Origin of the sequence: Bartonella vinsonii subsp. arupensis OK-94-513, assembly GCF_000278235.1 — a bacterium.
In the GTDB taxonomy this organism is placed as follows: domain Bacteria; phylum Pseudomonadota; class Alphaproteobacteria; order Rhizobiales; family Rhizobiaceae; genus Bartonella; species Bartonella arupensis.
The window spans coordinates 1,059,067-1,085,860 of the sequence record NZ_JH725037.1 but is presented as its reverse complement, the minus strand read 5'-3'; the positions used below and the strand labels follow the sequence as shown (position 1 = coordinate 1,085,860).

The following is a 26,794-nucleotide window of genomic DNA, read 5'->3' as shown; positions in this document are numbered from 1 at the left end:
GAGATTCATATGAGTCTTAATGCTTTAAAGCTCGTATGTTTGTTGCGTGCGATGATAAGGTGGTCGTGAACAATAATGCCTAACGCATTTGCTGCGTCTTTTAATCTATGTGTCATAGTTATATCTGCTTGAGAAGGTGTGGCATCACCAGAAGGGTGGTTGTGCACTAAAATAAGTCCTGATGCGGATAATTCCAAAGCTCGGCAGATTACTTCACGTGGATAAACAGGAGTATGATCAATGGTTCCAGTTTGTTGCACTTCATCAGCAAGTAAACCATTTTTTTTATCAAGAAATAAGACACGAAATTGTTCACGTGTTTCATGAGCCATAACAGCTTTGCAGTAGGCTAATACTTTATCCCATGATGAGAAAATATCACGTTTGAATAATTCTGCACGAGCAAGACGTCCAGCAACATCTGAAATAATTTTTAAATCGGTTGCAGTCGCTGGACCGCACCCTTCAACTTCTTGAAGTCGATGAATATCAGCACCCAATACGTCAGCTAATGAGCCAAAACGTGCGATCAAACTCTTGGCTATTGGTTTTGTATTTGCGCGGGGAATCGTGCGAAAAAGCAATAATTCAAGGTATTCATAATCTTCAATCGAATTTCCTTTTGATTTTAAATAGCGTTGACGGAGGCGTTCACGATGTCCTTGATAATGTTTATGTATCTGTATTTTTTTTTGAACCTTTTTACTTTTTATTTCTGGTATTGGATTGAGTGAAGAACTTGGTGTTAATGCAAAATGATTGCTCTGGATGTCTTCCTTTGTATTTATTTTTTTAGCCATGATATTTCTACATTTATTTAGGCATATGAATTTGGAATATAAAAAATATTTTTAGGAGATTGCGTAAAAATTTCACATCCTTCATTTGTTACACCAATTGTATGCTCATATTGTGCAGTAAGAGATCGATCACGTGTCACAGCTGTCCAACCATCAGATAAAATCTTAACCTGTGGTTTACCAAGGTTGATCATCGGCTCAATTGTAAATATCATGCCTTGTTTTAGTTCTACTCCTTCTCCAGGATTTCCATAATGGAGAATATTGGGCGCGTCATGAAAGAGCTGACCGATTCCATGTCCGCAAAAATCTCTTACAATTGAGCACCGTTCAGATTCTGCATAATTTTGAATGGCAGCACCAATATCACCAGTGGTTGCTCCGGGTTTGACTACGGCAATTCCCCTCATCAAACTTTCATGGGTTATTTTTAGGAGACGTTCTGCAGCTCGTCTGATTTTTCCAACAGGATACATACGGCTTGAGTCTCCATGCCACCCGTCGAGAATAAAGGTCACATCAACATTGACAATATCGCCTTCTTGCAAGGGTCTTTTATTAGGAATACCATGGCAAACAACATGATTGATGGATGTACAGCATGAATGACCGTATCCATGATAATTCAAGTCAGCAGGAAGAGCTCCTCGCTCTGCCCCAAAAGTAAAGACAAAATCATCAATTTCTTGTGTTGTGATACCAGGTTTAATGATATCTATAAGTGCATCAAGGCATTCTGCAGCAATGTGGCCAACTTCACGCATTTTAGTAAAAGCGTAATCATCAAAAATGCGAATTTGTCCGTTAAATTTTAAGGGTATTTTATTATATTCAATATAGTCAGTCATCACTTTTTCTATTTTCTATTTCTACTCGATAAATCGGAAAAATACCTTTTGTACTTACGTGACATTTTACAGCATAAAATTCTACTCCAGATTTTAGCGCTAAATCAAATGTACGTCCATAGGTTGGATCAAGGTCATGACAGATGGTAAAAGCTGAGCAATCCTCCCGTTGAATGACATAAAGCATAGCGGCTCGTTTCCCCTGTTGCACAACTTTTATAAGTTCTTCAAGATGACGTGTGCCACGTTTTGTTACGGTATCAGGAAATTCTGCTAATTCTTTTTGGCGAATAAAATGAACATTTTTGACTTCTAGATAACAATCAGGGGTGATACCATCACACAGAAGAAAGTCAATGCGAGATCGCGTACCATAGCATTGTTCCTTCAAAATTGTTTTGTATCCACTCAATTCTGGTAATAAACCATTTTGAATTGCTTCTAAAGCAAGCTTGTTGGGTAAAGTCGTATTGATACCAATCAAATTGTTATTTACTTCGACAATTTCTAATTGATATGCGTATTTTCTCTTGGAATTATTGTTATATGAGAGCCAAATATTAGAATTGGGAGTTGTCAAGCCAAGCATCGATCCTGTATTAGGAACTGATACGGTAAAGATATCTTGATTTGCTCCTTTAACATCAGCAAGAAAACGTTTATAACGACGGATAAGTTTTGCAGGAAAAAGTTCGGAAATAAAGAGCATACTCCTTTCTTAGAATTTATATTTTTATAATTCAACCAAGATTGTTATCTGTAAGTTTTAAAACATATTTCAATAAGGCACTCTTGATGCACAAAAATGTTAAAGCAATTCCTATAAACATTCTGCGCACCAGAGTTTATTTTTCTTTCATAATAGCATTGTTAATTTTGAAGTTATGCTTTTACAATAAGCTTTGAATGACAAGATAATATTGTCCGTAATTTGTTATTAACAAGATTATTTGGAGAGTGTTCTTTTAAGAATGCTGCTACAAAAAAGACAGCGATAGAAGCTTAATATATGAAATTAGGGAGAGTTTATGGCTGGAACCAATAAGAATCGTAAAAATCTAACAAATGGTCCAATTATTATTTTAGTCGAGCCGCAGTTGCCTGAAAATATTGGTATGGTAGCAAGAGCGATGGCAAATTTTGGGCTCTCTAAGCTTCGATTAGTCAAACCTCGAGAAGTGTTTCCAAATGAAAAAGCCATAGCTGCTGCGAGTAAAGCAGATCATGTCATTAATGACGCTGTAATTTTTGATACATTGCGTGATGCAATTGCAGATTTGCATTATGTTTTTGCTACAACAGCACGTGAAAGATGTGGTTTTAAAACTGTAAAAAGTGCTGTTGAAGCAGCGAGTATATTACGTCATCGTGAAAACATTGGACATAGAACCGGCATTTTATTTGGAAGAGAAAGGTGGGGATTAGAAAACGATGAAATCAGTCTTGTTGATGAAATCATTACTTTTCCAGTTAATCCTGCTTTTGCCTCGCTCAATATCGCGCAAGCGGTTTTGCTTATGTCTTATGAATGGATGAAATCAGGTTTGGAAGATATGAGTGATACGGCTTTTCGTGCAGTAGAGATGGAGCCAGCGAATAAAGCAACATTTCATGGTTTTTTATCTCAGTTAGAAGATGCTTTGGATATCCGTGGATATTTTAGACCTCGGGAACGTAAAGAGGTGATGCTTGCAAATCTGCGCTCTGTTTTTACACGCGCTCATTTTAGTGAATCTGAGGTTCGTTTGCTACGGGGGATTATATCTTCATTAGATCATTTTTCACCTAAGCTCCCGCGGGGAAGCGGTGCGCCTGCAGATCGTGAACGTAAAAAAATAAAAACAAGTGTGAAAACTGATGGATGAACGGCCTCTCCTTTTTTTTGATAGTGGTATTGGTGGTTTAACAGTGTTCAGGGAAGTGCGCCTTCTTATTCCTGAAAGACAATTTATTTATGTTGCTGATGATGCAGGCTTTCCTTATGGAAATTGGGAAGAACATGTTTTAAAAAGACGTATTTTAAAGATTTTTACAAATCTTTTAACACTCTATAACCCTGTTTTATGTGTGATCGCTTGCAATACTGCTTCTACACTGATAATGGCAGATTTACGAAAGAGATTTCCCCATATTCTTTTTGTAGGAACGGTTCCCGCAATTAAGTCAGCAGCAGAACAAACAAAATCTGGTTTTATTTCAGTATTAGCCACTCCTGCAACAGTTAAGCGTGCCTATACACATGAATTAATCAATTCTTTTGCTACTCAGTGTCATGTTCAGCTTGTTGGAAGTGAAAAACTTGCTGGATTTGCTGAAGATTATTTGCGTGGAAAGCCTATCGATTTGCAGGAATTGCGTAATGAAATCCTTCCATGTTTTGTTAAGAAAGATGGCAAATACACTGATATTATTGTTTTAGCTTGTACACATTATCCTTTTTTGATCAAATTTTTTCGTGAACAAGCTTTATGGCCAGTACAATGGATTGATCCGGCAAAAGCTGTAGCCAAACATACAAGATCATTATTACCGGAAAGAGTGCATCCAAAAATCATCAAGAAATATAAAGATTTTGCGTTATTTACAGCTCAAAATATAACTTCTTCAACAGAGCATTTGTTAAAAAGATTTAACCTAAATATGATCAAAGGAGTTGACTTTGGGATCTAAGATCAATAAAGCTACTCCAGCTTTTTCTTTCGAGAAAATAGCGTTAATTGACGTGTCCCGTGGGTAGCTTTGCCTATTATATGTCAAGGTATCCTGTCAGTCTTTCGATTTGAAGGCAGAGGAGGGCGCGTTTCCTTGAGATCTTATTATGAGATCTTATGTTCTGTTTTTAAAGGAAATGCGATGAGTAAACGCGAAACAACAAAATATAAAATTGACCGACGTATGGGAGAAAACATTTGGGGGCGTCCGAAGTCTCCTGTGAATCGTCGTGATTATGGGCCAGGTCAACATGGACAACGCCGTAAAGGAAAACTCTCTGATTATGGTGTGCAGTTACGTGCTAAGCAGAAGTTAAAAGGATTTTACGGTGATATTTCAGAGAAGCAATTCCGTAAAACGTATGAGGAAGCTGCTCGGCGGCGTGGTGATACTGGCGAAAATCTTATTGGTCTTTTAGAATCGCGTTTGGATGCTGTCGTCTACCGTGCGAAATTTGTGCCTACGATTTTCGCTTCTCGCCAGTTTATCAATCACGGTCATGTTAACGTAAATGGCCGGCGCACGAATATTCAATCATATCGTTGTAAACCAGGTGATGTTATTGAGGTTCGTGAAAAATCAAAACAGCTTGTTTTGGTCTTGGAATCTGTGCAGTTAGCAGAACGTGATGTGCCCGAATATATTGAAGCAGATCATAATCAAATGAAAGCGACGTTTACCCGTATTCCTGCTTTTGCGGATGTTCCCTATGCTGTGCAGATGGAACCGAATTTGGTTGTTGAATTTTATTCTCGTTAAATTCTCTATAAGGTACTTTCTTTCATTTTGTTATACACTCAAAAATATTAGTGTTGCTTTATAGTCTTTAAAGCTAGCGAGTCGTTTTTTTGAATGGTGCTATATCAAGTTTGTTGTTATATTTTATGACAGCGTGATTTGATGTAGCTCCATTTCTTTTTACAGATCTTCTCTTAAAGCTTAACAGAGCATTCGTTTAAACAACTATTCCATCTGTTATTGCTGTTATTCTTGTAGAACAAGATATTTACATGCAGAATATAATATTATGGGTAATATTTCAGTTGAATATCAAGCAATGGAAAAGAATGTAGAAAGGACTAATTCTTTGGCGAGGGAAGCTGATGATTGTCATCCAATATTTCGGGTTGCTCCTTCAACTGTAGAGTTTAATAAATTGCGCAAACGGCTTTTACGTCATATGCGGCAAGCATTGGATGATTTTTCTATGCTTTCTGCGGGGAAAAAATGGCTTATTGCCTTATCAGGTGGAAAAGATTCTTACGGACTTTTAGCACTTCTTCTTGATTTAAAATGGCGTGGCCTTTTACCTATTGAAATTCTAGCTTGTAATCTTGATCAAGGACAACCGGGCTTCCCAAAGCATATTCTTCCAGACTTTTTAAACTCTTATAAAATTCCATATCGCATTGAGTATCAGGATACTTATTCCATTGTCACAGATAAATTAGCAGATACGCAAACATATTGTTCACTTTGTTCTCGATTGCGACGTGGTAATTTATACCGTATTGCACGTGAAGAGGGATGTTCTGCATTGGTTCTCGGACATCATCGCGATGATGTTTTAGAAACATTTTTTATGAATTTATTTCATGGTGGCCGATTAGCTGCCATGCCTGGAAAGCTTATAAACGACGAAGGAGACCTTTTCGTTTTGCGCCCTCTTGTTTATGCTGCTGAGGAAGATATGGAAAAATTTTCTCAAGCTATGCAATTTCCTATCATCCCTTGCAATCTTTGTGGGAGCCAAGATGGTTTACAACGTAATGCAATGAAGGAAATGCTAAAAGATATTGAAAAAAGAATGCCAGGACGTAAAGATACCATGATCCGTGCTTTGACAAATATTCGTCCAAGTCATTTGCTTGATAAGAATTTTTTTGATTTTAAGAGCTTATTATAAAGTTTAATTGCTAACCATAATAAGTTAACTTACTCTCAAACTGCGACACCATAAAGATCATAAGCATCTGACTTTTCGATTTTTACGGTAACAAATTCACCAACACGTAATGGTCGTCGTGATGATATATGTACAACACCATCTACTTCTGGAGCATCATATTGACTACGACCTTTAGCAATTTTTCCTTGACTTTCATCAATGAGAACTTGGAGTCTTTTTCCGATTTTTTTCTTTAAAAGATGAGTAGAAATTTGTTGTTGTTTTGCCATAAAGCGATGCCAGCGATTTTCTTTCACTTCTTCAGAAATGTTTTCTAATCCTAAATCATTTGCGACAGCACCCTTTACTGGTTCATATTTAAAGCAGCCAGCACGTTCAATTTTTGCTTCCTCTAGCCATTCGAGGAGTATATTAAAATCTTCATTCGTTTCACCTGGAAAACCAACAATAAACGTTGATCGTAGAGTGAGATCTGGACAAATTTTTCTCCACTTTTCAATTCTACGATTTGTTTTTTCCATAAGAGCAGGACGTTTCATATTACGTAAAATAGCTGGTGATGCATGCTGAAAAGGGATATCCAGATAAGGAAGAATTTTCTTTGCAGCCATAAGTTCAATAACTTCATCAACATGAGGATAAGGATAGACATAATGCATGCGTATCCAAATGCCCATATTGCCTAGTTCGCGACAAAGATCAAAAAATTTGGTTTTTACTGTGTGATCTTTCCAAGAACTTTCTTGATATTTAATATCAATGCCGTAAGCACTTGTATCTTGTGAGATAACCAAAAGTTCTTTTACACCAGCCTGTACAAGTTTTTCAGCTTCGTGAAGAACCTCATTGATGGGGCGTGAAGTAAGGTTACCACGTAGAGCAGGGATAATACAAAAACTACAGCTATTAGAACATCCTTCAGAAATTTTTAAGTAAGCATAATGGCGAGGTGTTAAGCGAATACCTTGCGGAGGAACTAAATCAATAAAGGGATCATGAACTGGAGGAATTGCTGTATGAACAGCTTGTATAACACTTTCATAGGCCTGTGGTCCCGTAATGGCTAACACATTAGGGTGTGCTTGACGAATAACATCAGGATCAGCACCAAGACACCCAGTTACAATCACTTTTCCATTTTCTTTAAGGGCTTCATCAATATTGGCTAATGATTCATTTCGAGCAGAATCAAGAAAAGCACACGTATTTACTATAACAAGATCAGCACTTTGATGTTTACGTGAAATTTCATAACCTTCAGACCGGAGTCTGGTAATAATTCGCTCAGAATCCACCAGTGCTTTTGGACATCCAAGAGAGACAAAACTAATACGAGGTGCTGCCATGATAAATCCTGCAACTTTATAACATTAATTTTTGTTTGTTATTTTCACTTCATTAAGAACAAAAATGTGCTTTATCTTCGATAGATATGCAACAGAATTTGGTACAAGGTTATTTGTTTTTATAATATTTTATGCGAGATATATGTATCAATGATATGTGGCATAATATGAAAAAAATACCAAACAATTTCTTAGTGAATGTGTAGAGTATAGTTAGGAAAATATTTTTATTATTTAATATTTGCGAATAAGTCCGATAAGCTTACCTTGTATCTGTACATGCTCTGATCCATATATCCGTGTTTCATAATGAGGATTTGCAGCCTCTAATGCAATAGAGGCTCCTTTTCGTCGATAACGTTTTAAGGTTGCTTCTTCTTTATCAATAAATGCGACAATAATTTCACCTGACATTGCTGTACTTTGACGTTTAACAATTATAATATCTTTCTCAAGAATACCAGCTTCAATCATAGAATCATCTTTGACTTCTAAAGCATAGTGCTCACCCGAATTAATCATATTTTTTGGTAAAGAAAGTGTATTTATTTGTTGTAATATAGCGGAGACAGGCACACTTGCAGCAATGCGCCCCATAATAGGGATAATGACATTTTTTTTCTCTTCTACTTCAAAATTATCAAGATCATTAAAGTTTTTCGATGTTTTTCTTTTATTTTTTTCTATCATACTAGGAGAAATTTTACGCGCTAAAGAAAGATTAAAGGTTATTTTCTCAGGGAGTCGAATCACTTCTACTGCACGGGCACGATTTGGCAAACGGCGTATAAAACCTCTTTGTTCTAACGCTATAATGAGTTTATGAATTCCAGACTTTGAAGAAAGCTCTAATGCAATTTTCATTTCCTCAAAAGAGGGTGGAATACCTGTTTCTTTCATGTGATTATGAATGAATAAGAGGAGCTCATATTGTTTACATGTCAGCATTCAATATTCCAATTAAAAACATCAGATAAAACATATTTTATCTGCAAAAACTCTACAAGTTTTTTTGAGATAAATTAAAATAATTTATTTTAATTATATTAATTTTTATAATATAAATATATTAAAGTTGTTGTTATTATTTTATTTTAAATTTATAAATATTAACATTGTAAAATGTAATATATTTTTAATCATGATTTATGCTCTTAAATAAAATAAATTTACTTAAGTTAAAGTTATGAATCTGTTTTGGAGAAGAGTTATCTACCTCTTCTAGGAAATAACGGTGTATTTTGTAATCTCTGTTATAAAGAGCTCAGTTAAAGAGATTTTTCTGATTTACATATATTCCCTAGATTTCTCATAATTTTGAAATATTCACTTTTTTGTATTTTAGAAATTATGAATCAGTTAATATGTTTTAATATTCCTTTTATTCAAATTCAAAAAAGAGAAAAATTATATATTACAGTGTTGATGAAAGGGAAAAAAACAGAAAAGTATTGATAACTGAACGAAATAATCATATTTTTTTCCGAAAGGTGTTGACCAAATGAAAAGTCAACCGTATGTTCCACTCACTTTCTGCAAGTAAAATAACTTGTGTGGGAGCGCGTAGCTCAGCTGGTAGAGCAACTGACTTTTAATCAGTAGGTCCAGGGTTCGAATCCCTGCGCGCTCACCACTTTTAAATGAAATCAATGAATTGTATTAAAGTGCAGGATCTGCATTCTTTGCTTAAGCAAACTTATTTTTACTGATCTCTAGCCTTTTTGCGGATTTTTAAAATCATTTATTTCCATTCATTTTTCCTATATCTGGAATCAGATTTTCTAGTATTTGGGGTATTGAGGATTACTACGGAAAAGATTTGTTTAAGCTAGAGGATTACCAGACGATGTCCACACTGCTTGCACAATTAAAGGGAAAGTTTGTCCTATCTCTCAATAATGTACTTAAAGTCCGAAAAACTTTTAGTCAGTTTAAGATAAAAGAGGTAAAAATACTTTATTCTTGTAACGCCTCAAATAATGCGATTCCCGGTAAAGAGCTGATCATTACCACTTGCGATTTTTAGAAGAAGAAGAGAAAAGGATTCATGAAAGGGGTTTTAAATGACCTTTGAAAGGTCTTTGAAGACCATTCGAGGTCCCTCTTAAAAAAACTTTAAAAAAAATAAATTGGTACAAAATTTGCTGTCAAATTATACAAAACCCGCCGACAAGCTACAGCTACATAAAACCTGAAGCTACAGCTGACAAACTAAAAAAATGGTCGGAGCGGCGGGATTCGAACCCACGACCCCTTGACCCCCAGTCAAGTGCGCTACCAGGCTGCGCTACGCTCCGAACTGTGTAAAACGACTAAACGACTGTTTCTTTAAAGGCAAGAGAAAAATAAAGAGAATAAAATCTACAATGCTTTTGCACTTTTAAAGAAAACTTATGGGAATAAAAACTTTTCGCTCCAATGTTTCTTTATTCATTGAGAGCGATAATTAAGATTGTTTAGCTTTTGGTTTCGTTGATTTTAGAGTTAATCCTACGCATATATTTATTTAATTATTTTATACAGATTGTAAAGTAGAAGGTAAGATCTTTGTGTTACTAAGTCTGTTCATTTTTTCTGGAAAAATGGTGATGAAAAATGGTGCCTTTTAAAGGTTTCTATTTGTCTATCGGAAATTATCTAAAAAGGCGAAAATTTTTATAGTATATGAAAAGATACATGACATTAGAAAATATTTTCTTTTTTAACAGAATAAGAATGCTAAGTGCATTTTTTGCATTTGTAGTTGCTTTGTTTATGATTTTTGTAAAAAGGCTTTTTTTGCATAATGTCATAAGCACAATGAAAGAGAAATTTTAGGATTGCACAGTCACAAATTAAAGTTATTGAATATGAAGATTTTATTTCGCTAAAAAAAGATCAAAACATTTCAATATATATCTTGTTGTTTTATTTTTAAACTACCAAATAAAATATCATGAATAAAACACATTTCGAAATGTTCGTTAAGCAAGAAAAGAGTAAGTGATGAGCCGTTTTTCGGTAATAAATTTGACGGAATCTGCAGTAAATCGTGTTAAGGCGATTATGGATGCGAAAGATGCACGGGGCATTCTTATTGGTATTAAGAAAGGCGGATGTGCGGGGATGGAATATACAATTACTCTTGTAAAGGAAGAGGGGGTGGATGCAGATGTTGTTGAAGTTAATGGCGCACGTGTTTTTATAGCACATGATGCAGTATTATTTTTATTAGGGACACAAGTGGATTACGAAGAAACGACACTTCGTTCCGGTTTTGTCTTTAAAAATCCTAATCAAGTTTCAGCATGTGGATGTGGTGAATCAGTAGAACTTCGTCCTGCCTCACAAAATCAGTCAAGCAAAACAGATTAAGATTCTATTGAATAATTTGTGATTTTTTGATTTCGGGGGGTGGTGAAATCTGATGTTTTGCCTATTTCTCACTTTTTGCTTTATTCCAAAGATCTTCCATTTCCTCTAAGGATACATCCGCTAGTGTTTTTGATTGAGTGGAGAGATTTTCTTCAATATAGGTAAAACGATTTCGAAATTTTGTGTTTGTTTTTTTTAATGCTTTTTGTGAATCAATATTCAAGTGGCGCGCAAGATTAAGCAAGGTAAAATAAAGGTCTCCGAACTCTGCTTCTATATCTGATGTTTTATGATCTTTAATGGCTTCTTTGAGTTCGTTAAATTCTTCTTCAATTTTTGCAAAAAAATCATGATTTTCATGCCAATCAAAACCAACTTTAGCAGCTGCTTTTTGTAAAGCGAGTGCTTCTTGGTCTGCTGGCTGGATTTTTTTTACTTTTACAAGAATACTGGTTGTGGGATTGTTTTTTAAGCTTGCTTCTTTGCACCATTTTCTCTGCTCAGCCTGTTCTCTTTTTTTTATATTTTCCCATTCTTCCGGTACAAAACCACGTTTTTTTTGTTCTATATTTCCAAAAACATGAGGATGGCGGCGAATCATTTTTGCGGTAATTGCATAAACAACATCCTCAAAAGAAAAACTACCTTCCTCTTGCGCAATTGTAGCATGATAGACAATTTGTAAAAGAAGATCACCGAGTTCATCACAAAGATTTGTCCAGTTTTTTTGTTCAATGGCATCGATAACTTCGTAAACTTCTTCAAGCATATAGGGGATGAGGGATTCAAATGTTTGTTTTATATTCCAAATACATCCGCTCTCACGGTTTCGTAATGCTGAAACGATTGCGATAAGATCATTGATCTCTTTTGACGCGTTCATTTATGCCTTTCCTATAAATGCTATGAATATGTCAATTATCCCAACGTCTGTGTAACCACGTCCATTGTCCGGGATATTCACGTACCCAACTTTCGACAATATCATTTAATTTTTGTGTGGAAGCAGCTATATCAATCTCATTTTTTTCATCAAGTGGAAGTTTTATAGATTCATACAACTCTAAACGATGACGCCCTCCAGCTAGCCGGATACAGCGTGCTGGATAGATATCACAATCATATTGTCGCGCGAGTTTTATAATTAAGGGATTTGTTTTAAGTGGCCTATTGAAAAATGTTCCTAAAACACCTCGACGAAACTTTTGATCAACGAGCATGCCAACATTTTCACCTTCTGCTAACTTGGCTGCCAGAGCCCAAGCTGCCCCAGCTTTAGATGGTACGAGATGCCCCATAGAAGTTTGTCTGGCTTTAAGGACTCGTTTTGCTATATAGGGATTATTGGGAGGACGAAAAAGCACTGTAACATTAAGACCAAAACTTTGGGCGCATATAGGAAGAAGTTCAAAATTTCCGGTATGCGCTGTGAAAAAAATATGCGGTTTTTTTTCATTTTTTAATCGCTGAAATATCTCAGCACCTTTAACTTCAATAAGACCTGGTTGGTCCGCATGAGGATCAAAATCAAAAATTTTATCAAGAAAAATATATTCGGCCAGGAACAACCCTATATTCTCCCACATTTCTATTGCAATAGCATGCAGTTCTTCTTTTGTTTTTTCTGGGTACGCAGCTTTAAGGTTTTCCAGCGCGATTTGATGACGATGGACAAGAGGACCAAATGTCTTTGCTAACCAAGAAAAGAAAAAAAATCCAATATTGGTAGGAAAATATTTTAAAATAAATAAAGAACCAATGAGAAAATATCCCCATAAAAAATAAAACATTTTTTTTGATATAATTTTAATACGATACATAAAAATTTTAATATAAAACTTCATCATAAATTAATCGATTTTAAGAATAATTTTACCGAAAATGTCACGGCTTTCCATGCGTTTTAAAGCTGTATCAATTTCATCAAATCCAACAATTGTATCAATGACAGGATGAACAAAACCTTTTGCCATTTTCCACATGGCGTTTTGCATATTTTCTATACGACAGCCAAATGAACCGAATATCTTAAGTTGTTGTTGGAATAACTGCATAAGATTTAAGGGGGCTGTCACTCCAGAAGTTGAACCACAAGTTACTAAGCGTGCTCCTCGTTTCATACACAACAGAGAACCACTCCATGTGTCGGCTCCTACGTGCTCAAAGACAACATCAACACCTTTTTTTTGCGTTAATTTGCGGACAACGCCTTCAAACCGGTCTTTTCGGTAATTAATAACATGATCTGCTCCAAGAGATTGTGCTCTTTCAATTTTTTCATCTGAACCTACAGTTGTGATAACTGTGCATCCCACATGTTTTGCGAGTTGAATGGCTGCTGAACCTATACCAGAACCACCTGCCTGTATCAGTATTGTTTCTCCTGCTTGTAGTTTTGCATTATCAAAAAGCATATGTTCTACAGTGCCGAAAGTAATGGGAGCAACAGCTGCTTGCAGTTCATCACATTCTGGTGGAGCAGGGACCAAGAGGCGTGCTGGTAAATTGACAAGTTCACAGGCAAATCCATCAAGGTGAAAACCGTAGACGCCTTTTACTTGACTGCAGAGATTATCACGACCTTCACGACAAGCTTGGCATATTCCGCAGGTTTGCGCACCGTAAATGGAAACAATTTGTCCGAGATGTAAATTTTTAACATGACTCCCTAATTGTGCCACTTCACCGGAAGCTTCTGCGCCAATGATGAGTGGCATTTTTCTTTTAGCAAAGGCCATACCACGCCAGCCCCATACATCAATATGATTGAGAGCGACGGCTTTTATACGTACCGTTACTTCATCAGGATTAGGTGGTGGTGGTGTGGCAATATCCGTGATTTTAAGTTGGCGGTCATTTAATAGTTGCAGAGCACGCATTATCATCCCCCTTAATGTATATGGCCGTTAAGTTAAAGGTTACAAAGTTTGATCAATATTAAAAGGATTATCTTTTATATGAAGTGATAACAAGACTTGTATTTTGACCTCCAAATCCAAATGAGTTTGATAAAACCGCATTGACATGTGCTTTACGGCTATAGTTAGGAACAACGTCTAAAGGGATAGCAGGATCAGGATCATCATAATTGATTGTAGGTGGAAGTATCCCCGATTGAATAGTTAAAAGCGAAAAAACAGCTTCGATTGCGCCAGCAGCAGTTAATGTGTGTCCAATCATTGATTTATTAGAAGAAACGGGAATATTTTTTAAAACATTACCGAAGACGGTTGATAATGCGAGATATTCCATTTTTTCATTTTCAGGTGTTGAGGTTCCATGTGCATTAATGTAGTCAATTTCATTGATGGTTATTTTTGCATCATTTAAGGCTTTGCGAACGGATTCAATTGCTGGGGATGCATCGGGCTTTGAACGTGTGCGGTGAAAATCATCGGCTGTTTCACCACAGCCAGCCAAAATTCCTAAAACTATAGCATTACGATCTAATGCGCTCTTGAGAGATTCGAGAACAAGAGCACCTGATCCTTCTGCCATAACAAAACCATCTCTATCACGGCTAAAGGGTTTTGCCGCTTTTTCTGCAGGATCATTATGGGTTGAAAGAGCAGATAATAACGAAAAGCGAATTAGAGATTCTGCCGAAACGGAACCATCTGTAGCAATTGTGAGTGCACGATTTGTTTCTCCTCGTCGAATAGCTTCAACACCTAATTGAATTGCTGTTGCACCAGATGCGCAAGCGGTTGAAAGTGTAATTGGAAGTCCTTTTGTCCCAAATTTTTTTTGAAGATTTGCTGCAATTGCTCCAAATTGTGTGCTTTCAAAGAATGTTTCGTGAAGATTATGGCAGCAGATTTCAAGAAGACGTGCATAGGAGGGCTCACCAATACATATCTCCTTTTGATCAAGAGTAAAACGTGCTGTCCATTCCAGCTCAACAGGAGGAGCTGCTAAAAAGAGAGGTCCATTAAAATTCGTTTTATCAAGAGCTGCTTGTGCTAAAGCTTCTTCTGCTGCAAGATCTGCAAGTTTTTCAGAAAGAGCCGAAGCACCAAGCGAGCTTTCTTTGAGAAAATCAACTGTTCCAGCGATACGTGTATTTAATTCTTCCACAGGAAAGCGTGTGATTTTATGAATGCCGCTAACACCGTTTATTAATTTCTGCCAATTTTCATTTTTCCCTTTTCCCAGTGATGTCACAACTCCTGCTCCAGTAATTGCGACAAGTGGACGCCCAAAATGATCATTATATTTCACTACGGAAATCTCCCTCAGACAGCAGTTAGGCGGACTACACCTTCAGCTCTTTTTATACCAATGGTCGTAACAAATGCTTCACGTACTTCTTTTAGAAAAGGCTTTTCATGAGCACTTAATGCTGAAAAACTGTGTTTTTTTTCAATAGCAAGTGCAGCAAGTGCAAGTGCTAAAGGAAATTGCGCTTCCCGCATATAACCAAATAATGTTGTAATTCCGCGGTAAAAAATATCAGAAGCTTCAAGAGCATTTTGTTCTGCTTCTGTTACCTCATGAAACCCTGAAGCAGCAGAAATAGCTAAAGCAGATTTTGCTTTGATTGTTTTCAACATTGATACAATTGTTTCTTGAAGTGAGATTTTTGTTCTATCTGTTTGATCTGTGATGATCTGTTTAATTTCAGCATAGGCACGTGCATTACGTTTTTTTGCATGTTCTTCACTTTCAAGAACTAGAAAGACACCACCAGAACCAGTTATAACACCGCCACCAGGATAATTTTTACGTTCCCACACTGGTGTCCATCCACCTCGCGTTAAGAGATTTCCAAGTTCATGGGCCAACAACATATCATAACCCTGCGCATTATAGGAGCCTCCCACCAGTGCATGTGTGCTTTGTCCTGATCGTATACGGGCTGCAGCAATTTGAAGTGCAGAAAGTCCACACCCTTCTTCTCCCATAAAGGTGCGAGAAGAGCCGGTAACTTTATGAACAATTGAAATATTGCCAGCCAAAAGATTTGACAGTTGTGCCAAAAATAAAGTGGGACGAAGTTCAGTCGAAAGGACCGAATTTAACATGGAAGCGGGATCAGCTGCTGTACGTGCTTTAGAAAGAATTTGTGTATCAACGAGAATATCGCGTTCTCCTCCACTTGCTGCGACAATCATATCCATTGTTGATGTTAACTGTTCATTGTTTTTCATGCCTGCATCATCAAGAGCAAGGCCTGCTGCATAGGTACCAAGGCGTTGCCACGTGCCCATTTGCCGTTGATCACTTTTTTTGGGAATTTGTAAACTCCAATCAATTTCGGGCAATTTATGGACAGTGTAGGGTAGAAAAGTTGTACAATCAAGATTTGGTGTAACTGTGGGATTATTCAAGAGATCCCAATGATGACTAACGCCTTCACCAAGAGAGCTTATGAGTCCTATACCAGTAATGAAAACAGCGTGATCATGCATGGTAAAAAAATTATTCCGCCTGTTTTATGGCGACAAGCTCATCAATTTTTGCACAAAGATTTTTTAGAACAAAATATTCTTCAGTAGCAATTGCACCTTCGTTGACTTCCTGTGTCCACTGCTCTAGTGGAACTTTAATGCCAAAAGCTTTATCAATAGCGAAAACAATATCAAGAAAATCAAGGCTATCGATTCCCAAATCATCAATTGTATGGCTTTCAGGTGTGATTGTGTTGCGATCAATTTCACTGATTTCTGCGATAATGTCAGCAACTTTATCAAACGTAGAGGACAATGTACCATTCCTTATTATAGAGTTGATAAATTTAAATATGTCTAGTGCTCTTCTTTTAGCCTTTTTTTCCTTTAAAAAAAAGACTTAGAATATAATTATCTTTCTATAGAGCAAATAAATTTGCAGTGCATGAAGTGATATACTTAACGGCTGTAAAAATTTATTTTGAGTTTACTTATTTTTATTTATCTTATTATGGATTTTTTCCTATTGGCTGCGAGGACTGCAAGAGCTGTCATATTAACTACTCCTCGTGAAGTAACTGAAGGTGTCAGGATATGTACAGGACGTGAGGCTCCGATTAAAATAGGCCCGACATGAAGTGCATTGGTAAGATTTTTTACGAGATTGAGTGTTATATTTGCTGCATCAAGTGTTGGAAAGACGAGCAAATTAGCTTCGCCTTTGAGGCGTGAATCAGGAAAAACACGATCACGAAAAACTTTAGAAAGTGCTGCATCACCATGCATTTCTCCATCAGCTTCTAAATTTGGATACAGTTTAGCAAGAATTTCGGTTGCACGACGCATTTTACGCGCACTTTCTGTATTTTTTGAGCCAAAGTTTGAGTGTGATAATAATGCTGCTTTTGGAGTTATACCAAACGCTTCAATTTCTTGTGCTGCCAGTACTGTCATTTCTGCTATTTCTTCTGCAGAAGGATCTTCATTGACGTAAGTATCTGTTAGAAAAAGAGTACGACGTGGAGAAATAAGCAAACTCACAGCAGAAAAATGACGAACATTTGAATCAAGTCCAATGACTTGTTCAATTAATTCAAGATGACGTTCAAAACGCCCTTCTAAACCGCAAATCATTGCATCAGCTTCTTCACGCATTACGGCGAGGGTTGCAATGGCCGTTGTTGATGTTCTTACAATTGTTTTTGCTACATCGGGTGAAACTCCACGTCTTCCTGTGTAACGAAGAAATAAATTAACATAATCACGAAAACGTGGATCATCTTCTGGATTTATAAGTTCAAAATCTATGCTGGGACGAATTCTTAAACCAAAGCGCTTTAGTCTTGCTTCTACGACATGGGGACGGCCAATAAGGATAGGTATTGCAGTTTGTTCTTCAAGAACAATTTGTGCTGCACGAAGTACGCGTTCATCTTCACCATTCGCATAAATGACACGCTTGCGCTTTGCTGTTTTTGCAGCTGCAAAAACAGGCTTCATCATTAAACCAGAACGGAATACAAATCGGTTAAGAATATCATGATAGGCTTCCATATCTTCGATGGGACGAATGGCAACGCCAGTTTTCATTGCTGCTTTAGCAACAGCAGGAGCAATGCGTAGTATTAAACGTGGATCAAAGGGAGAGGGGATTAGATAGTCTGGACCAAAACTGGGCGGTTTTTTGGAATATGCACGTGCTGCAATATCGGAAGTTTCTTCGCGTGCAAGAGCTGCAATCGCATGAACTGCGGCCATTTTCATTTCTTCATTAATTGCAGTAGCACCAACATCTAATGCACCACGGAAAATATAGGGAAAACAAAGAACATTATTGACCTGATTGGGATAATCAGAGCGTCCTGTGCAAATCATTGCATCTGGCCGCACGGAATGTGCTTCTTCTGGCATAATTTCTGGTGTTGGGTTAGCGAGTGCTAAAATTAATGGATTTGAAGCCATTTTTTTCAGATATTCAGGTTTTAAAACACCCCCTGCTGAAACGCCTAGAAAAACATCTGCATTATCAATAATTTCGGATAAAGTCCGTGCGTCAGTTTCTTGTGCATAATTGATTTTCCAGCGATCCATAAGGGTTTTACGGCCTTTATAAACAACCCCCTCTAAGTCGCTAAGCCAAATATTTTCAACTTTTGCTCCAAGGCGCACCAAAAGGTTAATACAAGCTAGAGCGGCGGCACCCGCACCTGAGGTAACTATTTTGGCGTTTTCAATTTTTTTTCCAGAAAGATTTAAGGCATTTAATACGGCTGCAGAAACAATAATAGCAGTTCCATGTTGGTCATCATGGAAAACTGGAATATTCATTCGAGAGCGAAGTCTTTCTTCGATTTCAAAACATTCAGGCGCCTTAATATCTTCAAGATTAATACCACCAAATGTAGGTTCTAAGGCAGATACAGTTCCTACCATTTGCTCAATATTGGGTGCATCAATTTCAATATCAAAAACATCAATATTCGCAAATTTTTTAAATAAAACAGCTTTTCCTTCCATAACTGGTTTTGAGGCGAGGGGACCAATATTCCCTAGTCCAAGAACAGCAGTTCCATTTGATATAACAGCAACTAAATTAGAACGAGAGGTATATTGCGCAGCAAGATTTGGATCTTTATGAATTGCAAGACATGGCGCAGCGACACCTGGAGAATAAGCAAGAGCTAGGTCACGCTGATTATCAAGAGGTGTTGTTGCTTGTATTTCCAACTTTCCGGGTTTTGGATGCTGGTGATAAAAAAGTGCGGCACTATCAAGTTCAACTTTTTGTGAACTGAAATTACTCTTTCGTTCTATAGACATTTTTATGATATCCAAGTTAGTATATGTTTATGTGAGATGTTTCATCTATGATAAAATTTTATCCACTGGTAGATCTCATTTCTCTGAGTAAAAAATGCACGAGAAAACTCTTCTGGAGCATTAAATCAGTTTGATATTTTTTTATTTGCGCCCCTTAATAATTTCATTGATATCATTACGATTAATCTTTTTTCCTTAACAAAAATTTGCGGAAGTGAATTATTTAAAAAGACAAGTAAAATATTATTGATGCTTACATTACCAAGCAGTTGTTTTTTTTGCAATGCTGGCAAAAAAAACAGAAGGGAATTTATTAATGTAACCTATTTTTTATAAACTCCAACTTTATTCATACTTATTTATAACTTATTTATAAGTGAGTGTATGATTCATAAATCATTATTTTAAAATTCTAAACTTCTTATATCATTTTAATGAGCACTGATGGAATGAGTCTATGCACGTAGGTAGGAAAATAGTGTGTATTTTAATGAATAAAGCTTTGGTTGGAAAATCCATGAATTGAGCGTTTTATATAGAGTTTGTTTCTACAATAGGTCTAAGATCTGTACAAGAGGTGTGAAGCAGGAGGATACTTATCCTTATTTTTTGGTACGTTATTTGTAATTAATATTGTTTAGAATATCAAAGAGAACTGAATGTCAATCATCTATCTAATCTCTACATAATGCTACATTTGTCAGTAGTGCGTTACAATTATATGATGATAAATCCATAAACACAAAAAGTGGAAAAAAATATTTTTCCACTTCTATTGTTGTCTATTGGATGCGACCACTTGCATGAGCAAGCATAGTGTAAACTTTTCCAGTATCTGATATTAGATATTTGCGAACTGAGTTAGAAGAACCAGAACCGTGAGATACATCACGTAAGAGTTTTTCAAAATCAGCAACATATTGATTAACTGAATGTTTAAAATCAATATCGCTCATATATTTTTTCTTAATCATTTCAAATATGGTTTTTCCATTCAAAGTATACAGGCGTTCCGTCACGATGTTTTTTTGTCCACGCCGATAATGATTCCATAGTTCAACAACAGCATTGTGATTAATAGCTCGCACTATACCTGCTGCTAATGTGTTAAGAGACTCATTTACAGGATGCGATTTTGTTTGTACTGGTGCAAATACCGCATCATCAGGACTTTCATCATACCACGTTTCTTCACGCGAAGCGCGTTCTAAGAGATTTGATACCCATTTATTTTGCCTTTTTTTGCTTTGGTCTTGTTGTAAAATAGGCTTAGGAGGTACTATCTTTTTAATAAATTCAGGAGAACTCTTATCCCTTTTCTGAAGTGTTGATGATGTAGGAATTATCGATATTAGCTGCTCATTTGCATTGTTTTGTGCGTTATTTTGATCCGTTTTTTGTATAACATTCGCTAAGTCCTTTAAGGCTGTAATTTGTTCATTGAGAGCAGTGCGGATTGTTCGCGTTGTTTCTTTTGTCGTTGCAGGTAGTTTCTGAACACTCTCATTAATATCGTGATTAATTTTTGAAAGTTCTAAACGAACTTCATTCGCTGAGCGACGTATATCTTCTGTTGCTCCTGAAAAACGGGTTGAAGCTTCATTAATGAGCTGATTAAGTGATTGTTGGAGTGAATGTGTGGAATTACGTGCATTTTTATCAGTGCGTTCAAGCGCTGAGCTGAGAACATTTTCATAATGTTCAATCAGTTGATTGATTTCATTAGATTTTGAAACAAGAGCATTGCTTAAACCAGAGAGCGTGTTGTGTTTTTCTTCAAGTGTTGCATTAAGTGAATTTTCGGACTGTTCTAAAATTTGAATAGCTTCAGAAAGTGTTTCAGCATGTTTACTGAAACTACTTGTTATGTGACTAATTTGTTCAAATGTGTTTTGTGAAAGCCCTTGCAAAATCTCAATATTGCTATTGAGCGCTTGATTTGAAGCTGATAAATGCTCTGCTACTTGGTTAGTGTTGTGGAAAAAGTTGTTTGCTGTCTCGCTAAATTGACCGTCAATATTTTGAACCGCTGATAATAAGACATTACTATTTTCATGAAAGCTGTAAATTGACTGATTCAATTGTGCAATGATAGAGGAGACATTATTTACAAGATCTTCCTTCATAGCAGTTACTGTTTGAAGTGTTTCAGAGTTTGTTTGTGCCAAGCTATTTACTAGAGATTCACTGTGTGCATAAATCCTTTGTTCGGCATCTTGTGTTGAGAGGGAGAGTTGTTCACCAATATGCTGTGTTAAAGAACCAATTGACTCCGTTGTACTTTGTGCAGCTTGGTTTAAATGGTTTGTCAACTCTGTGATTTTTCCAACATGTTCTGAAATTTGAATAGCTGTTTGATTTTTTGCTTCTTCCAAGCGGCTACTTACATCAGAGAGTTGATATCCTAAATTATTTTTAAGATTCTGCATGGAGTGATGAAGAACATTGCAGCGTTCATTAAGGACTTGTTCAATTGTTATTGTTGAAGTGTGAATTGTCTCATTCAGTAATGCTTGTGCATTATGACTAGCTGTTGCGAAGGCTTCAATAGTATGGGCTGTTTGCTCAGAAAAAACAGACAAAACTTTTTCGCTGGTATCATAAACTGTTTGTTTAACGTTTGATACAATGCAATTTCCAGATTCTGAGAGAATGTTTTCTGCTTGTGCAGTAACATTTGTAACAGAGGAAAGTATCTGTTCACCCGTAGAAGAAAGAATATCAGAGGCTTTCATAATTTTGTTATGCAAGTTGTCTGTGACCGTATTCACCGAATCTTCTAATGTGATGCGCATATTACCAATGTTTGTTTCCAGCGCTTGTTGAATGATCTGACTTTGTTCATTATTGAGTATGATAGATGTTTTTAATCTGTCAGAGTGTTCTTCAAAAGCAGATGTTTGCATCTCGATAGTTTCACATACTTGGCCAAGTTTTTTGGATAATGTCTCTTCTAATGAGGATGCACGTTCAAAAATTTTATGTGCGCGGTTTTCTAAATTTGTATCAAATGATTCTATACTTGTTTCAAGGGTTTCAAAGAATGTACCACTAGATTGAGAGAGGGTATTCTTTAAAACCTCGGCATGGCTTTCGAGGTTTTGAATATGGCCTTGAACAGTTTCGGTAATGTTCTTATTATTGGCGGCAATTGCATTCTCAACTAAGTCTATCTGTTGCTTTAAGGCAGCATCAACATGTATATCACTTTTTGTGATGAGATTATGGATTGTTTCCATCCGTTGCTCGAGTGTACGTGCTTGATCTGCAAGAACTTCGTTAAGAGAAAAACTATTAATAGCTAAAGAGTCACGCAGAGCGTCAGCACGTATGTCAATATTTCTAGCTTGTGCTTCTAAAGCCTCTTTTGTTGTAGTACTACTTTGTACAATGACTTCTTGTAGTTTTTCTGTGCATTGAACTATATTTGCAACGTGATTTTCAGCATACTGATCAACGATTTGAACGTTATCAACCAAAGCCTGTTCAAGATTTGAGGTGTTTTGAGCTAACGCCTCAATTTGATTTTTTAGTGTCTCAGCGATTTTATTCTTTTCGTTATCGAGCATCTCTGCCATGAGAGCTCTTTGATCAGAAAGTTGTGATGTAAAGTCCTGCGAACGTTCTTGTATGATATCAATAATAGCATCATCGATATGCTGAACTTCTTCTCTTAGTTTTTCTTTGCTTTTGTCAATTGCGGAAAGGATAGTTTCGTGTCCATTTGTAAATGCTTCGGTAATATCAGTTGTTTTTTCTTGAAGATTTGCATTAATTTGCGAAACGTGGGCTTCTAAGAAATTACCAAGCTTTTCAGCATTATCTTCTAGAGTTTGACTGCGAGCAATGAAGGATTCAATTATGGAATTGCTGTGCTCTTTAAGAGAAAGATCAACCGTTGCTAAACGGTTCTCAAAAGCTTCAATTGCTTCTGAAGTTACATTATCAAATTTAGAGGAGAGTTTGTATGCTTTTTCATCGAGTTGTATGATTTTTTCATCAAAATTCTGTAGAAATTGATGATTGCGATCAATGATGGATTCATCCAGTGCTTTAAATTTTTCATCAACATTCTGTAAAGTCTGGTCTGTTGCTGTTTGTATATGCGTCGCAATTTTAGCGATATGCATTTCAGCTTTAGCTGCTGTTTCATTGAAGGCTTTTTCTATTTGTTTTTCACTATTATCAAAACGTTCTGAGAAACCATCAAAGTTTTTCCCTAATTCGTGAAAGAATGCTGTATTTTTTTGCTGAATCTGGGTTGTGGTTTCATTAAATTTTTCAACAAGTTGGTTTGTTACACCATCACCTGCATAGGAAAGTTTCGCAACAAGATCTTCCCCCTGTTTTTGTAAAGTTTGGGAAAGAGTTTGTGCAAGCTTTTCAACATTAGTGACAATTTTGGAGGTAACCAAGCCAAATTCATCACTCAGTTGTTCCTGTGTTCCTTTAATTGTTGACTGTACGCGGTCAGCGTGATTCAAAATGGCTATGCGTTCATTACTTAATTCTTTTATTAATGTATGTATGCGTGATTCGTTTTCAGCATAGGCTTGTTCTAGGTTATGGACTTCCCCCTGTATGATTGCTTCAAGTTCAACAGCACGCCCAAGGGTGCGTTCAATTCCCTCGTTCATGGCGGCTACTTCTTCACGAATGGTTTGCCCTATAGCGATAGCTTGTTTTTCAGATATATGTTGTGGTTCACTGAGGCGCTGTGCAGCATTTGTCATAAGAAGAGCAATATTATGCAATTCGTTTGAACGTTTTGTTAATTGAGCAAATCCCCAAGAGAGAAGGATAGGAATTGCTGTTCCGGCTGCTACTGCTAATCCCGTTGGGGATGTAACAAAGTTGGTGATATTCGATAAGGAGTTGAGACCAGCAGGAGCTAGCTTATTAGCAATAAAAGCACCTCCTGTTACCCATAGAGCACTAAGCGCTGTTGTGCACCAATAGATTCGTGAGGTAGAGCGCTGTTTTAATAAGCCAAAATTTAAAGGGGTTGTTATATCATCATTAGCAGGAAGAAGTTGTGTAGACAACACTGTATTATGAACAGTTCCACCTGAAAGGTCAGGACTAGGTTTTGGAGCAAAAAGCTGTTCAACAACAGATTCATCAATAACAGCATTATCATGAATATTTGAGATAAGCGTTGAAGTATCATTTTCCGCGAAGATTTCTTCCTCTGCCATTGCAATCTTTTGAATCAATTCATCTACATTAATGACATTTTCAGAATTACTGGAAGATATCGTTTCAATTGCCGCATTATCAAAATCAAAGTTCATAGCTTTTGAAAGAGCTTCTTCAACTTCAATTTCGAATGTTTGTAACTTGGTTCTGCGTGCCATACTCGCCTCGTACTCTTACAGACGGAAAAGGGATACGTCCTCCTCCAGATATTGCAACATACTAGCTGTTAATTATTTAGAAAGGAATATGTTCTGGAAAAAAAATTGAAAACTTATCAAGATAAAGTTAACGCGGTTTTTTTATCCTGTTCATAAATGGTATAAAATATAATAAAAACAATATAGTATTTGATTGCAATAAAGATGAAAACACTGTTTACAATTTTCGTTTATAGGGAGAATGATGAGCCTACTACATTCATTTTTATTGATTCTAAATAAGAGGGATTAGCCATATCCCTCTAAAATATTATATTTTAAAAGGTATCTACATTATAAAATGGTATTTTTCATAGCAGTTCGTAAAAAGTGAAGGTGTGGAGTTTTTTGCATTTGATGATAGTTTTTGTAAATTATGATATTCATCATTGTAGAGAGCCTTTTTTCTTGATATTAAGTTGTCTTTTGCTAATTTTTAAAGCTCCTACGTTGACAATTGGATATTTTTCAGTCGATATGCGTGCACGAGTGTTTTATGCAATTTGGTATGAAGGTGTAAGAATAATGGCAGAACGATCACAGCACCTGCAAGATGTATTTTTAAATACAGTGCGCAAGCAAAAAATTTCTCTTACAATTTTCCTTGTAAATGGCGTTAAACTAACGGGCATTGTAACCTCGTTTGACAGTTTTTGTGTTCTGTTGCGTCGCGATGGACATGCGCAATTGGTTTATAAACATGCTATTTCTACAATTATGCCTGGGCAACCTGTACAGATGTTTGAAGGTGAAAGTTCTGAATAAGCAAGATATTTCACTGTAGGCCTCTTATCCCATTTTATAAAGTGCTTTAGATTGCCATGTTAAATGAAAATGAGAGATTTGGGGGATTTCCTTCACAAGTTATAAGACGGGTACCCACTGTTGTTTTGATACCAATTTGTCAAGAAAACAAAAGGGAAAATGTCTCAGTTAGTTGTTCAGTATCTTCTCGAATTCAAGAGGCGTTAGGATTAGCGCGCGCAATAAGGTTGGATGTTGTTTATTATGAAGCAATTAATATAATCACTCCCCGTCCTGCAACTTTGTTTGGGAAGGGAAAAGTAGATGCACTTGCTCATTATATAAGTGAATATTACGTTGAGCTTGTAATTGTAGATTATTTTTTAACACCAGTACAGCAGCGTAATTTAGAGAAATTATGGAAGTGTAAAGTTATCGACAGAACGGCTTTGATTCTTGAAATTTTTGGGGATCGTGCGCGTACGAAAGAAGGAGTTTTGCAAGTCGAATTAGCGCATTTGTCTTATCAAAAAAGCAGACTTGTGCGTAGTTGGACACACTTGGAAAGGCAACGTGGTGGACGTGGTTTTTTAGGTGGGCCTGGTGAAACTCAGATTGAAGCGGACAGGCGTCTTTTGCAAGAGAAAATCACTCGTATTCAACGCGAATTGGAAACGGTTACGAAAACACGTGCTCTTCATAGAGCTAAAAGAAAAAAAACATCCCATCCTGTTGTTGCTTTAGTAGGATATACCAATACAGGAAAGTCAACCCTTTTTAACCGTTTAAGTGGTGCGGATGTCCTTGCTAAAGATATGTTGTTTGCAACGCTTGATCCGACTTTGCGCAAAGTTATTCTGCCCCATGGGAAAACTATTCTTTTATCTGATACTGTAGGTTTTATCTCTAACTTACCAACGCATTTGATTGCAGCTTTTAGAGCAACTCTTGAAGAAGTGGTTGAAGCGGATCTCATTCTTCATGTGAGAGATATGTCAGATTTTGATCATCGCGCGCATGCCAAAGATGTTTTAGAAGTTCTTTCAAGTCTTGGTATTGATATTGATGATACAGAACATATTATAGAAGTTTGGAATAAGATTGATATATTAGATGAGCATGCATTGAATGTTTTACACACAAGCGCTAAAACACGATTAAATCCTGCAGTTATGGTATCAGCACTCATGAATGATGGACTTGATCAATTATTAACAGCTATTGAAAAGCGAATTTTTGGCGAAATGCAAAACGTTGAATGTCTTTTAAGACCTCATGAAATGCCACTTATTGATTGGTTTTATAAAAATTCTGGCGAAATAATGCAGGAAGGGCATGAGGATGGTTCTGTTACTATTAAAGCAGTACTTACCTCTGAAGCAAAAAAACAACTCGATCATATAAAGCAAAGTATGAATTAAAATTTTTTAGATATTTCTGTACTTTATTTCTTCATTTTCACATTTTTTTCTCTC

Annotated in this window: 20 protein-coding genes, 2 tRNA genes and 1 pseudogene; 9 read left to right on the top strand and 14 right to left on the bottom strand. The window is 36.5% G+C overall.

The genetic code is table 11. The annotated features are described in order from the left end of the window. Window positions 1–5: 5 nt before the first annotated feature. Genes radC through sfsA form a run of 3 tightly spaced genes read right to left on the bottom strand, consistent with a single transcriptional unit; the run spans window position 6 to window position 2,357 of the window. Window positions 6–800, bottom strand: a complete 795-nt coding sequence (radC, locus tag ME1_RS04795; protein ID WP_004864021.1) for a RadC family protein — start codon at window positions 798–800, stop codon at window positions 6–8. 17 nt (window positions 801–817) lie between these two features. Then, complete coding sequence (gene map / locus ME1_RS04790) at window positions 818–1,648, bottom strand: type I methionyl aminopeptidase (RefSeq protein WP_004864017.1); 831 nt, start codon at window positions 1,646–1,648, stop codon at window positions 818–820. Beyond that, window positions 1,641–2,357, bottom strand: coding sequence for a DNA/RNA nuclease SfsA (gene sfsA / locus ME1_RS04785; RefSeq protein ID WP_004864013.1), 717 nt, complete (start codon window positions 2,355–2,357; stop codon window positions 1,641–1,643). The genes map and sfsA overlap by 8 nt, the downstream gene beginning before the upstream one ends. 319 nt (window positions 2,358–2,676) lie before the next feature. Between sfsA and ME1_RS04780 the strand changes: the two genes are divergently transcribed. The 4 genes from ME1_RS04780 to ttcA all read left to right on the top strand — a co-directional run bounded on the left by ME1_RS04780 (window position 2,677) and on the right by ttcA (window position 6,266). Next, window positions 2,677–3,513: an RNA methyltransferase gene (locus ME1_RS04780; protein WP_004864012.1), complete on the top strand. Its 837-nt coding sequence runs from the start codon at window positions 2,677–2,679 to the stop codon at window positions 3,511–3,513. Continuing rightward, window positions 3,506–4,318: a glutamate racemase gene (gene murI / locus ME1_RS04775; protein ID WP_004864010.1), complete on the top strand. Its 813-nt coding sequence runs from the start codon at window positions 3,506–3,508 to the stop codon at window positions 4,316–4,318. The genes ME1_RS04780 and murI overlap by 8 nt, the downstream gene beginning before the upstream one ends. Before the next feature lie 183 nt (window positions 4,319–4,501). Then, window positions 4,502–5,119, top strand: coding sequence for a 30S ribosomal protein S4 (gene rpsD / locus ME1_RS04770; RefSeq protein WP_004854421.1), 618 nt, complete (start codon window positions 4,502–4,504; stop codon window positions 5,117–5,119). 268 nt (window positions 5,120–5,387) lie between these two features. Further along, on the top strand, window positions 5,388–6,266 hold the full coding sequence (gene ttcA / locus ME1_RS04765) for a tRNA 2-thiocytidine(32) synthetase TtcA (protein WP_004864006.1): 879 nt from the start codon (window positions 5,388–5,390) through the stop codon (window positions 6,264–6,266). Between the two features lie 35 nt (window positions 6,267–6,301). Here the strand turns inward: ttcA and rimO are convergent, their stop codons facing one another. Both rimO and lexA read right to left on the bottom strand, forming a co-directional pair. After that, window positions 6,302–7,615, bottom strand: a complete 1,314-nt coding sequence (gene rimO / locus ME1_RS04760) for a 30S ribosomal protein S12 methylthiotransferase RimO (protein ID WP_004864003.1) — start codon at window positions 7,613–7,615, stop codon at window positions 6,302–6,304. A gap of 234 nt (window positions 7,616–7,849) precedes the next feature. Further along, the gene (gene lexA, locus ME1_RS04755) at window positions 7,850–8,563 is read right to left on the bottom strand and encodes a transcriptional repressor LexA (protein WP_004864000.1); all 714 of its coding nucleotides are present in this window, start codon (window positions 8,561–8,563) and stop codon (window positions 7,850–7,852) included. A 609-nt stretch (window positions 8,564–9,172) separates the two neighbouring features. Here lexA and ME1_RS04750 point away from each other — a divergent pair. Together ME1_RS04750 and ME1_RS08260 are read left to right on the top strand one after the other, a co-directional pair. Then, window positions 9,173–9,248 (top strand) — tRNA-Lys (locus ME1_RS04750). A gap of 156 nt (window positions 9,249–9,404) precedes the next feature. Further along, window positions 9,405–9,641: pseudogene (locus tag ME1_RS08260) on the top strand (DNA adenine methylase); the annotation flags it as partial. Window positions 9,642–9,835: 194 nt separating this feature from the next. Here the strand turns inward: ME1_RS08260 and ME1_RS04740 are convergent. Next, a tRNA-Pro gene (locus ME1_RS04740) sits at window positions 9,836–9,912 on the bottom strand. 688 nt (window positions 9,913–10,600) lie between these two features. Between ME1_RS04740 and ME1_RS04735 the strand changes: the two genes are divergently transcribed. Continuing rightward, window positions 10,601–10,969, top strand: coding sequence for an iron-sulfur cluster assembly accessory protein (locus ME1_RS04735; protein WP_004863994.1), 369 nt, complete (start codon window positions 10,601–10,603; stop codon window positions 10,967–10,969). A 61-nt stretch (window positions 10,970–11,030) separates the two neighbouring features. On the opposite strand, the gene mazG is transcribed toward ME1_RS04735, so the two are convergent. The 8 genes from mazG to ME1_RS04695 form a co-directional block, all read right to left on the bottom strand. Further along, the gene (gene mazG / locus ME1_RS04730) at window positions 11,031–11,852 is read right to left on the bottom strand and encodes a nucleoside triphosphate pyrophosphohydrolase (protein ID WP_004863989.1); all 822 of its coding nucleotides are present in this window, start codon (window positions 11,850–11,852) and stop codon (window positions 11,031–11,033) included. 31 nt (window positions 11,853–11,883) lie between these two features. After that, entirely contained in the window at window positions 11,884–12,813 is a 930-nt protein-coding gene (locus ME1_RS04725) for a lipid A biosynthesis lauroyl acyltransferase (protein WP_004863983.1), read from the bottom strand. A gap of 6 nt (window positions 12,814–12,819) precedes the next feature. Continuing rightward, a complete protein-coding gene (locus tag ME1_RS04720; protein ID WP_004863982.1) occupies window positions 12,820–13,848 on the bottom strand; it encodes a zinc-binding dehydrogenase in 1,029 nt (342 codons plus the stop codon). 67 nt (window positions 13,849–13,915) lie between these two features. Beyond that, window positions 13,916–15,190 (bottom strand): beta-ketoacyl-ACP synthase, encoded by a 1,275-nt coding sequence (locus tag ME1_RS04715; protein WP_004863979.1) that lies wholly within the window; start codon window positions 15,188–15,190, stop codon window positions 13,916–13,918. Between the two features lie 14 nt (window positions 15,191–15,204). Continuing rightward, window positions 15,205–16,380, bottom strand: a complete 1,176-nt coding sequence (locus ME1_RS04710; protein WP_004863977.1) for a beta-ketoacyl-ACP synthase — start codon at window positions 16,378–16,380, stop codon at window positions 15,205–15,207. A gap of 10 nt (window positions 16,381–16,390) precedes the next feature. After that, complete coding sequence (locus tag ME1_RS04705; protein ID WP_004863973.1) at window positions 16,391–16,675, bottom strand: acyl carrier protein; 285 nt, start codon at window positions 16,673–16,675, stop codon at window positions 16,391–16,393. 185 nt (window positions 16,676–16,860) lie between these two features. Continuing rightward, the gene (locus ME1_RS04700; protein ID WP_004863968.1) at window positions 16,861–19,179 is read right to left on the bottom strand and encodes an NADP-dependent malic enzyme; all 2,319 of its coding nucleotides are present in this window, start codon (window positions 19,177–19,179) and stop codon (window positions 16,861–16,863) included. 782 nt (window positions 19,180–19,961) lie between these two features. Continuing rightward, window positions 19,962–24,536, bottom strand: coding sequence for an apolipoprotein A-IV repeat region-like domain-containing protein (locus tag ME1_RS04695; RefSeq protein WP_004863964.1), 4,575 nt, complete (start codon window positions 24,534–24,536; stop codon window positions 19,962–19,964). 564 nt (window positions 24,537–25,100) lie between these two features. Here ME1_RS04695 and hfq point away from each other — a divergent pair. Then, window positions 25,101–25,340 carry an RNA chaperone Hfq gene (gene hfq / locus ME1_RS04690; protein ID WP_010705211.1) on the top strand — a complete coding sequence of 80 codons (240 nt, stop codon included), beginning with the start codon at window positions 25,101–25,103 and terminating at the stop codon, window positions 25,338–25,340. Window positions 25,341–25,396: 56 nt separating this feature from the next. Next, window positions 25,397–26,740 carry a GTPase HflX gene (gene hflX, locus ME1_RS04685; protein WP_004863959.1) on the top strand — a complete coding sequence of 448 codons (1,344 nt, stop codon included), beginning with the start codon at window positions 25,397–25,399 and terminating at the stop codon, window positions 26,738–26,740. Window positions 26,741–26,794: the final 54 nt, after the last annotated feature.

What these genes read in the sequence shown, in the direction of transcription:
- sfsA (WP_004864013.1), bottom strand. Translation starts at nt 2,357, where the DNA reads ATGCTCTTTATTTCCGAACTTTTTCCTGCAAAACTTATCCGTCGTTAT.
- radC (WP_004864021.1), bottom strand. Translation starts at nt 800, where the DNA reads ATGGCTAAAAAAATAAATACAAAGGAAGACATCCAGAGCAATCATTTT.
- hfq (WP_010705211.1), top strand. Translation starts at nt 25,101, where the DNA reads ATGGCAGAACGATCACAGCACCTGCAAGATGTATTTTTAAATACAGTG.
- ttcA (WP_004864006.1), top strand. Translation starts at nt 5,388, where the DNA reads ATGGGTAATATTTCAGTTGAATATCAAGCAATGGAAAAGAATGTAGAA.
- map (WP_004864017.1), bottom strand. Translation starts at nt 1,648, where the DNA reads ATGACTGACTATATTGAATATAATAAAATACCCTTAAAATTTAACGGA.
- ME1_RS04710 (WP_004863977.1), bottom strand. Translation starts at nt 16,380, where the DNA reads ATGCATGATCACGCTGTTTTCATTACTGGTATAGGACTCATAAGCTCT.
- ME1_RS04725 (WP_004863983.1), bottom strand. Translation starts at nt 12,813, where the DNA reads ATGAAGTTTTATATTAAAATTTTTATGTATCGTATTAAAATTATATCA.
- mazG (WP_004863989.1), bottom strand. Translation starts at nt 11,852, where the DNA reads ATGAACGCGTCAAAAGAGATCAATGATCTTATCGCAATCGTTTCAGCA.
- ME1_RS04735 (WP_004863994.1), top strand. Translation starts at nt 10,601, where the DNA reads ATGAGCCGTTTTTCGGTAATAAATTTGACGGAATCTGCAGTAAATCGT.
- ME1_RS04720 (WP_004863982.1), bottom strand. Translation starts at nt 13,848, where the DNA reads ATGCGTGCTCTGCAACTATTAAATGACCGCCAACTTAAAATCACGGAT.
- ME1_RS04695 (WP_004863964.1), bottom strand. Translation starts at nt 24,536, where the DNA reads ATGGCACGCAGAACCAAGTTACAAACATTCGAAATTGAAGTTGAAGAA.
- lexA (WP_004864000.1), bottom strand. Translation starts at nt 8,563, where the DNA reads ATGCTGACATGTAAACAATATGAGCTCCTCTTATTCATTCATAATCAC.
- rimO (WP_004864003.1), bottom strand. Translation starts at nt 7,615, where the DNA reads ATGGCAGCACCTCGTATTAGTTTTGTCTCTCTTGGATGTCCAAAAGCA.
- hflX (WP_004863959.1), top strand. Translation starts at nt 25,397, where the DNA reads ATGTTAAATGAAAATGAGAGATTTGGGGGATTTCCTTCACAAGTTATA.
- rpsD (WP_004854421.1), top strand. Translation starts at nt 4,502, where the DNA reads ATGAGTAAACGCGAAACAACAAAATATAAAATTGACCGACGTATGGGA.
- ME1_RS04780 (WP_004864012.1), top strand. Translation starts at nt 2,677, where the DNA reads ATGGCTGGAACCAATAAGAATCGTAAAAATCTAACAAATGGTCCAATT.
- ME1_RS04700 (WP_004863968.1), bottom strand. Translation starts at nt 19,179, where the DNA reads ATGTCTATAGAACGAAAGAGTAATTTCAGTTCACAAAAAGTTGAACTT.
- murI (WP_004864010.1), top strand. Translation starts at nt 3,506, where the DNA reads ATGGATGAACGGCCTCTCCTTTTTTTTGATAGTGGTATTGGTGGTTTA.